The 8,988-nt window shown below is 73.4% G+C and carries 6 protein-coding genes; 3 read left to right on the top strand and 3 right to left on the bottom strand.

Annotation, left to right across the window (positions count from 1 at the left end):
* Window positions 1-348: 348 nt before the first annotated feature.
* Window positions 349-2,889 (top strand): ATP-dependent Clp protease ATP-binding subunit, encoded by a 2,541-nt coding sequence (locus G3I53_RS21730; protein ID WP_164438683.1) that lies wholly within the window; start codon window positions 349-351, stop codon window positions 2,887-2,889.
* A gap of 88 nt (window positions 2,890-2,977) precedes the next feature.
* Here G3I53_RS21730 and ggt read toward each other — a convergent pair whose 3' ends face one another.
* A complete protein-coding gene (ggt, locus tag G3I53_RS21725) occupies window positions 2,978-4,786 on the bottom strand; it encodes a gamma-glutamyltransferase (RefSeq protein ID WP_164336411.1) in 1,809 nt (602 codons plus the stop codon).
* A 224-nt stretch (window positions 4,787-5,010) separates the two neighbouring features.
* On the opposite strand from ggt, the gene G3I53_RS21720 reads away from it, so the two are divergent.
* Window positions 5,011-5,769: a hypothetical protein gene (locus G3I53_RS21720; RefSeq protein WP_164336413.1), complete on the top strand. Its 759-nt coding sequence runs from the start codon at window positions 5,011-5,013 to the stop codon at window positions 5,767-5,769.
* A 114-nt stretch (window positions 5,770-5,883) separates the two neighbouring features.
* The gene (locus G3I53_RS21715) at window positions 5,884-7,452 is read left to right on the top strand and encodes a CocE/NonD family hydrolase (RefSeq protein ID WP_164336415.1); all 1,569 of its coding nucleotides are present in this window, start codon (window positions 5,884-5,886) and stop codon (window positions 7,450-7,452) included.
* Between the two features lie 176 nt (window positions 7,453-7,628).
* Here G3I53_RS21715 and G3I53_RS21710 read toward each other — a convergent pair whose 3' ends face one another.
* Both G3I53_RS21710 and G3I53_RS21705 read right to left on the bottom strand, forming a co-directional pair.
* Window positions 7,629-8,372, bottom strand: coding sequence for an amino acid ABC transporter ATP-binding protein (locus G3I53_RS21710; protein ID WP_164336417.1), 744 nt, complete (start codon window positions 8,370-8,372; stop codon window positions 7,629-7,631).
* A 157-nt stretch (window positions 8,373-8,529) separates the two neighbouring features.
* On the bottom strand, window positions 8,530-8,937 hold the full coding sequence (locus G3I53_RS21705; protein WP_164336419.1) for a DUF6278 family protein: 408 nt from the start codon (window positions 8,935-8,937) through the stop codon (window positions 8,530-8,532).
* Between the last annotated feature and the right edge of the window lie 51 nt (window positions 8,938-8,988).

Genomic DNA, 8,988 nt, shown 5'->3' with positions numbered 1-8,988 from the left:
ATGCCGCGCGGGCCGGGCGCCCGGCCCACCTCGGCCGCAGCTGTGAGCCCGGGCGCGGCCCCGCCCGCCCGGGGTGCCGCCCCGGGGCGATCGTGCGAAGGTGACGAGGTGGGCGCCCGAGGGTCTGTCGTCCGGGTCGGGCCGGACCCCGCGAGCCCGGTGTGCTCCGGACGAGAGGCCCTGGGCGTCCGATGGACACGCATGACACGGCAGCCCCGTGTGTAACCGGGACCCGGCCGGGCACCCGCGTCCGGACCGGTACGTCGAGCAGTGAGCGCGCCCCGGGGTCCTTCGGTCCCGGCTCCGCCCGCCCCAGGGGGATCCCGCGAGGCGCCGGAACGGATCGCCATGACCAGCGGGTTCACAGGTCCGCAGGGCTACGGCTCGGACCCCTTCGGAGAATTCCTCGCCCGGTTCTTCGGTGGGCCGCGCCCCCGGCAGATAGACATCGGGCGGCTGCTGAGCCGGCCGGCCCGGGAACTGGTGCGCGGTGCCGCCCAGTACGCCGCCGAGCACGGCAGCCGGGACCTGGACACGCAGCACCTGCTGCGGGCCGCCCTCGCCAGTGAGCCGACCCGCAGCCTGCTCAGCCGGGCGGGCGCGGACCCCGACGCGCTGGCGTCGCAGATCGACGAGCGGTCCGGCCCCGCCCAGCACGCGCCGGACACCGCTCCCCCGCCGACGTCCCTGTCCCTGACCCCGGCCGTCAAGCGGGCCCTGCTGGACGCGCACGAGCTGGCGCGGGCCAACGGCGCGGGCTACATCGGCCCGGAGCACGTGCTCGGCGCGCTCGCCGCGAACCCCGACTCGGCCGCCGGTCACATCCTGAACGCGGCCCACTACACGCCCGCACCGCCCCCGTCGGAGGCCCCTGAGGGGCCCCCACCGCGCGCCGAGCGGCCGCGCCCCGCCACCGGCACGCCCACCCTGGACAAGTACGGGCGCGACCTGACGGAGCTGGCCCGCGAGGGCCGCATCGACCCGGTGATCGGCCGGGAGGAGGAGATCGAGCAGACCGTCGAGGTGCTCTCCCGGCGCGGCAAGAACAACCCCGTGCTGATCGGCGACGCGGGGGTCGGCAAGACCGCCGTCGTGGAGGGGCTGGCGCAGCGCATCGCCGACGGGGACGTGCCGGACGTGCTGCTCGGGCGGCGCGTGGTCGCCATGGACCTGACCGCCGTGGTGGCCGGCACCCGCTACCGGGGCGACTTCGAGGAGCGGATGACGGCCATCGTCGACGAGATCCGCAGCCACTCCGACCGGCTGATCGTCTTCATCGACGAGCTGCACACCGTCGTCGGCGCCGGGGGCGGCGGCGAGGGCGGGTCGATGGACGCCGGCAACATCCTCAAGCCGGCCCTGTCCCGGGGCGAGCTGCACGTCGTGGGCGCCACCACCCTGGAGGAGTACCGCAAGATCGAGAAGGACGCGGCGCTCGCCCGGCGCTTCCAGCCGATCCTCGTGCCCGAGCCCCGCCCCGCCGACGCCGTCGAGATCCTGCGCGGCCTGCGCGACCGGTACGAGGCCCACCACCAGGTGCGCTACACCGACGAGGCGCTGGTGGCGGCCGTGGAGCTGTCCGACCGCTATCTCAGCGACCGGCGCCTGCCCGACAAGGCCATCGACCTGATCGACCAGGCCGGTGCCCGGGTGCGGCTGCGGGCCCGGACCAAGGGCACCGACGTGCGCGCCCTGGAACGCGAGGCCGAGCAGCTGACCTGCGACAAGGACCAGGCGGTCGCGGACGAGCAGTACGAGCGGGCGACTGAGCTGCGGGACCGCATCGCGGAGCTGAAGCACCGCATCGAGGAGGCCGGCGGCGGCACGGAGGTGAACGAGGGCCAGGATCTGGTCGTGGACACGGAGGCGATCGCCGAGGTGGTTTCCCGGCAGACCGGCATCCCGGTCAGCCGCCTCACCGAGGAGGAGAAGTCCCGGCTGCTTCAGCTCGAACAGCACCTGCACCAGCGGGTCGTCGGCCAGGACGAGGCCGTGCGGGTCGTCTCGGACGCGGTGCTGCGCTCCCGCGCCGGGCTCGCCAGCCCGGACCGGCCGATCGGCAGCTTCCTGTTCCTCGGCCCCACTGGCGTCGGCAAGACCGAACTGGCCCGCGCGCTCGCCGAGGCGCTGTTCGGCAGCGACGACCGGATGGTGCGGCTCGACATGAGCGAGTACCAGGAGCGGCACACCGTCAGCCGGCTGGTGGGCGCGCCGCCCGGGTACGTCGGCCACGAGGAGGCCGGGCAGCTGACCGAGGTGGTGCGGCGGCACCCGTACTCGCTGCTGCTGCTCGACGAGGTGGAGAAGGCCCACCCGGACGTCTTCAACGTCCTGCTCCAGGTCCTCGACGACGGCCGGCTGACCGACGCGCAGGGCAGGACCGTGGACTTCACCAACACGGTCATCGTGATGACCAGCAACCTCGGCTCGGAGGCGATCACCCGGCGGGGCGCGACGCTCGGTTTCGCGTCGGGCGGCACGGAGGCCGACGAGGAGGCGCGGCGCGAACAGATCCTGCGGCCGCTGCGGGAGCACTTCCGGCCCGAGTTCCTCAACCGGATCGACGAGGTGGTGGTGTTCCGCCAGCTCATCCCCGATGAGTTGCGCCTGATCACCGACCTGCTGCTGGAGTCGACGCGTCGCGGGCTCAAGGGCCAGGGCATCGGCGTGGAGTTCACCGAGGCGGCCGTGGACTGGCTGGCCCGGCGCGGCTACCAGCCGGAGTACGGGGCCCGGCCGTTGCGCCGCACCATCCAGCGGGAGGTCGACAACGAGCTGTCCCGGCTGCTCCTGGACGGCACGCTCCGGGAGGGCGGCCGGGTCACGGTCGACGCTGAGGACGGACGTCTCGCCTTCCGCGTCGCGCAGACCCCGGCACCGGAGCTGTGAACCGGACGCGGGGCGGGGCCCGTTCCGCCCGGGAGCGGGCCCCGCGGCCCCTAAGTGTGTTGTCCCGGCACGCTGGTGACGACAGGGCCTAGCGGGCGGGGCGGACCACCATGGCCGAACCGCCGCCCCGGCGCTCGCGTTCGGCGGCGGCGAGCCAGGCCCCGCCGGGCAGGCGTTGGACGGCCGTGGCGGCGCCGATCTCCGGGTTCCGGGTGAAGGAGTGCCCGATCGACTCCAGGCGCTGCCGGACCTCGCTGTCGTACAGGCCCGGTTCGAGGTCGGTGCGGGCGGTGTTGCGCTGGCTGGCGCGGGGCGCGGCGATCGCGTCGGCCAGCGGCAGCCCGCGGTCGAGGAAGCCGGTCAGGGTCTGCAGCACGGTCGTGATGATGGTGGAGCCGCCGGGTGAACCGAGCGCCACCACGGGCCGGTCGTGGCGGTCCAGGACGATCGTCGGGGAGATCGAGGACCGGGGCCGCTTGCCCGGGCCGGGCAGGTTGGGGTCGTGGACGGCGGGGTCGGCCGGGGCGAAGGAGAAGTCCGTCAGCTCGTTGTTGAGCAGGAAGCCCCGGCCGGGGACGGTGATGCCGCTGCCGCCGGTCTGTTCGATGGTGAGGGTGTAGGCGACGACGTTGCCCCAGCGGTCGGCGGTGGTGAGGTGGGTGGTGCTCTCGCCCTCGTACGTCGTCGGGGCGGGGGTGCCGCGTGCCGCGCAGGGCTCCGGGTCGCGCGGGTCTCCGGGGGCGAGCGGACTGGTGAGGACGGCGTCGTCCTGGATGAGGCAGGCGCGGCTGTCGGCGAACCGCTGGGAGAGCAGTTCCCTCGTCGGTACGTCCTCGAAGGCCGGGTCGCCGACCCAGCGGCCGCGGTCGGCGAAGGCGATGCGGCTCGCCTCGATGAGGCGGTGGAGGTAACGGGTCTCGTCGGCCCGGGACAGGTCGGTGCGCTCCAGGATGTTGAGGGCCTCGCCGACCGTGGTGCCGCCGGAGGACGACGGCGCGATGGAGTAGACGTCCAGGCCGCGGTACGAGGTCTTCGTCGGGGGCTGGACCTTGGCGCGGTAGGCGGCGAGATCGCGGGCGGACAGGTCGCCGGGGCGGGCGTTCCAGCCGGAGTCCGGGTCCACGGGCGGCTTGGCGACCGTGTCGACGATGTCCCGGCCGATGGCGCCCCGGTAGAGGGCGTCGACGCCCTTGCGCCGCAACTCGGCGTAGGTGCGGGCGAGGTCGGGGTTCTTGAAGGTGGAGCCGACGGCCGGGAGGTCGCCGCCGGGCAGGAACAGCTCGGCCGTGTCCGGGAAGTACCGGAAGCGGGTCTCGTTGGCGGCGGTCTGGGCGCGGAAGGTGGCGTCGACGGTGAAGCCGTCGCGGGCCAGTCGCTCGGCGGGCTTCAGCACCGTCCCGAGCCCCTTGCGGCCCCACGCGTCCAGCGCCCGCTGCCAGGTGGCGGGGGTGCCCGGGGTGCCGACGGCGAGGCCGCTGCTGACGGCCTCGGCGAACGGGATCGGCTCGCCGTCCTCGAGGAACAGGTCCCGGCCGGCGGTCAGCGGGGCGGTCTCGCGGCCGTCGAGGGTGTGCACGGAGCGGCTCCGGGCGTCGTAGTACACGAAGTAGCCTCCGCCGCCGATGCCGGCCGAGTAGGGCTCGGTGACGCCGAGGGCGGCTGCCGTGGCGACGGCCGCGTCGACGGCGTTGCCGCCCTTGCGCAGGACCTCGATGCCGGCCGCGGAGGCGTCGGCGTCGACGCTGGAGACGGCGCCGCCGTGTCCGACGGCCACCGGGACCTTGGCGGGCGGCGGGCCGGGGTCGTGGGGTCCGGCGGGCGGCGCGGTCGCGCCCACCGAGACCACGGCGGCCGAGACCGCGAGGACGGTCAGTTTCCGTGCGACGGGACGACGCATGCGCACCTCCGGTGAGGGACCGTTGGCGCAGCCTACGACGTCGCCATGCTCCCGTCAGGAACGCCTCGCCGGGCGATGCGGTGATGCCGCGCCGGTTCCCCGAGCGGCTGGCGGCGGGCCACGGCCGTCGCGCGCCTTGGTGCGGCACCGGCCGGCCGGGGTGGGTCGAACCAGCCGGGGTGGGTCGAACACGGGTTTGCCGGGGACCGCTAGCATGCGCGCCCATGACGGACGACATACGCAATGTGGTGCTGGGTGTGGTGATCGCCGCCGTGGTCGGCGCCGCGCTGGGCTGGATGGCCCGCACGTATCTGTACCGGCGCAGGCTGCGGCGCAAGCAGGCGTTCTTCGGGCTGCCGGAGAACGCCGAGTCGCTGCTCGTCGTCAACCGGGACCCGGCGACGGCGGAACCGGCGGTGCACCGCTTCGACGTGTTCTCGCTGCTCGAACTCTCCGCGCTGATCAAGGAGTGCGGAGCGAACGTGCAGGTGGTGACGCAGGACACGGCCCATCAGGGCTTCGGTGAGCGTACCGAGTTCTGCGTCGGCGGCCCGGGGACGAACCGCCGGATGGTGGCGCACATGGCGGCCATGCTGCCGGGGGTGCGGGTGAACGTGGATCCGGAACCGGGCCCGGACCGGGGCGCGTTCCAGATCGGCGGCGAGCGCTACCGGATGGAGCCGGGGGTCACCGAGTACGTGCTGCTGGCGCGGCTGACGGCCGGGGACCGGCGGGAGGCACGGCCGGTGTTCCTGTTCTGCGGGCAGCGGGCGATCACCAACCAGGCGGCGACCCGGTATCTCGCGCGCCATCACGAGCGGCTGGCCCGCAAGCACGGCCAGAACTCCTTCGTCCTGCTGCTGAAGGTGGTCAACTCCCAGGCGTACGGGCCCGACGTGGTGGAGCTGGTCGGGGACGTGACCCGGGCCGCGCAGGCTCCGCTGCCGGTTCCGGCGGAACGCGGGGCGCACCGGGCGTCCTGAGCCCTCCACCTCTCAACATTCTTTACTGGCACGTAACTTACCGACGGGTTACCTCGGACCGGCGCCCGAGGTTACCGTCTGGTCACTTTGCACTGACACGAGTGAGGAGTGACCGTGCGACGCTCTCGCAGGGCCCTGCGCACCACCGCCGTGGGCGCCGCCTCGGCGACCCTGATCGCCGGGAGCGCACTCGCGGTCGCGCCCGCCGCCCACGCGGCGCCGCACCCGGTCCGCTTCGTCGACATCACCGGCGACGGCGGCACGGTGCTCAAGGCCAACGTCGTCACCCCGGCCGGGGCCGGCGACGGCCGCCGCCACCCGCTGCTCGTGCTGCCCACCAGCTGGGGCTTCCCGCAGGCCGAGTACCTGGCCCAGGCCCAGCGGCTCGCCGACTCCGGGTACGTGGTGGTGAGCTACAACGTGCGCGGTTTCTGGCAGTCCGGCGGACAGATCGAGGTCGCCGGGCCGGCCGACACCGCCGACGCCTCCCGGGTGATCGACTGGGCCCTCGCGCACACCCCCGCCGACCCCGGCCGCATCGGCATGGCGGGCGTCTCCTACGGCGCCGGCATCAGCCTGCTGGCCGCCGCGCACGACCGGCGGGTCAGAGCGGTCGCCGCGCTCAGCGGCTGGGCCGACCTGATCGAGTCGATCTACTCCGAGCGGACCCAGCACGTCCAGGCCGCCTCCGTGCTGGACGGCGTGGGACGCCTGACCGGCCGCCCGAGCCCCGAACTCCGCCGCATCTTCGACGCCCTCTACGCCTCCGACCTGTCCCGGGAACAGGAGATGATCGCCTGGGGCAAGGTCCGCTCCCCCGCGACGTACGTGGACCGGCTCAACGACAGCGGCGCGGCCGTCATGCTCGCGGGCGCCTGGGGCGACACCGTGTTCCCGCCCGACCAGTACGCCGACCTCTACGAGAAGCTGTCCGGCCCCAAGCGCCTCCAGCTGCGCCCCGGCGACCACGCAACGCCGGAGCTCACCGGCCTGTTCGGCCTGCCCAACGACGTCTGGACCGACACCCGGCGCTGGTTCGACCACCACCTGCGGGGGATCGCCAACGGGGTCGGCACCGAGCAGCCGGTCCGCCTCACGTCCCGCTCGTCCGGCCGCCACGAGACCTACCCGGACTGGAAGTCGGTGGCCGCGACCACCCGCAAGATCGACCTGGGCGGCAGCACCACCATCCGCACGAACGTCAACTCCGGTGCGGACGGCGGCGTCGTGTTCCTGTCGAGCATCCTCGACCAGGTGGCCCGGCTGCCCCCGATGGCGTGGGTGCCGCTGCTGCCCCGCCGCTGGGCGGCCGTGTGGCAGTCGGAGCGGTACCCGACGGTCCGCCAGGTGCGCGGCACGCCGCGGCTGCACACCACCCTCACCCCGACCGCCGGCAGCGGAACCTTCATCGCCTACCTGTACGACGTGGGGCCGCTCGGGGTCGGCAGGCTGGTCAGCAGCGCGCCGTACACCTTCCACGGGCGGACTCCCGGCCGGGCGTTCGGCGTGGACCTGGAACTGTTCGCGACGGCCTACGACGTGCCGGCCGGGCACCGGCTCGCCCTGGTCGTCGACACGGTCGACCCGCTCTACATCGAGCACAACCCGCCCGGCGCGCAGCTGACCTTCTCCTCGCCGGCCCACGACCCGTCGTACGTGTCGGTGCCGCTGGGCGAGCAGTGATCTCCGGCTGCGGCCGGACGGGACTGCCGATGTGGCCGCCGCCCGACCGGCGCGGGGCGGTGGGCCCCTCCCGGCGGCAGCGTCCCCGCTCCCGGTGCGAAGTCCCCTCCTCCACCGGGGCGGAGGAGCCATCGTAGTCGAGGTCCGGGCGGGCGGACGGCTCGGCGCCACCCGCTTCAGTGCTTGAGGATCTTGGAGAGGAAGTCCTTGGCCCGGTCACTGCTCGGGCGGGTGAAGAAGTCGTCCGGTGTGCGGTCCTCGACGATCCGGCCGTCGGCCATGAACACCACCCGGTTGGCGGCCGAGCGGGCGAAGCCCATCTCGTGGGTGACGACGATCATCGTCATGCCGTCCGCGGCGAGGGCCTTCATCACCTCCAGCACCTCCGTGATCATCTCCGGGTCCAGGGCGGAGGTGGGCTCGTCGAAGAGCATCGCCTTGGGTTCCATCGCCAGTGCCCGCGCGATCGCCACCCGCTGCTGCTGCCCGCCGGAGAGCTGCGCCGGGTACTTGTCGGCCTGGTCGGCGACGCCCACCCGGTCCAGCAGCTCACGGGAACGCCGGTCCGCCTCCTCCTTCTTGCGGCCGCGGACCTTGACCTGGCCCAGCGAGACGTTCTGCAGGACCGTGCGGTGCGCGAAGAGGTTGAACGACTGGAAGACCATGCCGACATCGGCCCGCAGCCGCGCCAGCTCCTTGCCCTCGTCCGGCAGCAGCTGCCCGTCGAGCCGGATGGTGCCGGAGCCGATGGTCTCCAGCCGGTTGATCGCCCGGCACAGGGTCGACTTCCCCGAGCCCGAGGGGCCGATGACGACGACCACCTCCCCCCGGCCCACGGTGAGGTTGATGTCCTGCAGTACATGCAGGTCACCGAAGTGCTTGTTGACGTCCTGCAGCTCGATCAGCGGATCGACGGCCATACCGCCCCTACTCACTCTCAGCCGTGTGGTGCTGCCGCAACGTATCCAGGCAAGATCGCGTGGACCGCGCGACACGCACCTTCCGGTCATTAGCCGTATTTACCGCCCTTTGCGGCTGCCTCGGCCGCCACCCGCGGCGGGCCGGGCGGTCAGCCTGTCACGCCTCCGCGACCTCGGCATAGAGCTGGGACAGTTCGGGCACTCCACTGGACGCCCACGCGTGACCGGAATCCACGACGTCGAACACCCGGCCGGAGGCGAGCCGTACGACCGGCTGCCCGTCGGACCGGATCTCCCACAGGGCCCCCGGCACGGTCCGCACGATGACGGTGCCCAGGTACAGACCGGCGTCGTTGCCGAGCCAGTTCAGGGTGTCCTCGTCGTCCCGCCAGCCCGGCACCAGCTGGTCCAGGGCCTCCAACGAGGCCGGGGAGTCGTCCAGTCGGACCCCGGCCCGGGACGCCTGGGAGCGCAGCAGTTCGCACTCGGCGAGGAGTTCCGCGATGCCCTCGGGATCGGGGAACCCCAGCTTCCGGCGCCGGTTGCCCAGGAAAGGGATGTTCATACCTCCAGCCTGTCATTCGTACCGCCTTGTGCACCACAGGGCGCGCGGGCC

The sequence above is a fragment of the Streptomyces sp. SID14436 genome, from assembly GCF_010548465.1.
Lineage (GTDB): Bacteria > Actinomycetota > Actinomycetes > Streptomycetales > Streptomycetaceae > Streptomyces.
Note: the sequence above shows the minus strand (reverse complement) of the source record. Positions and strands in the feature narration are given on the sequence as shown.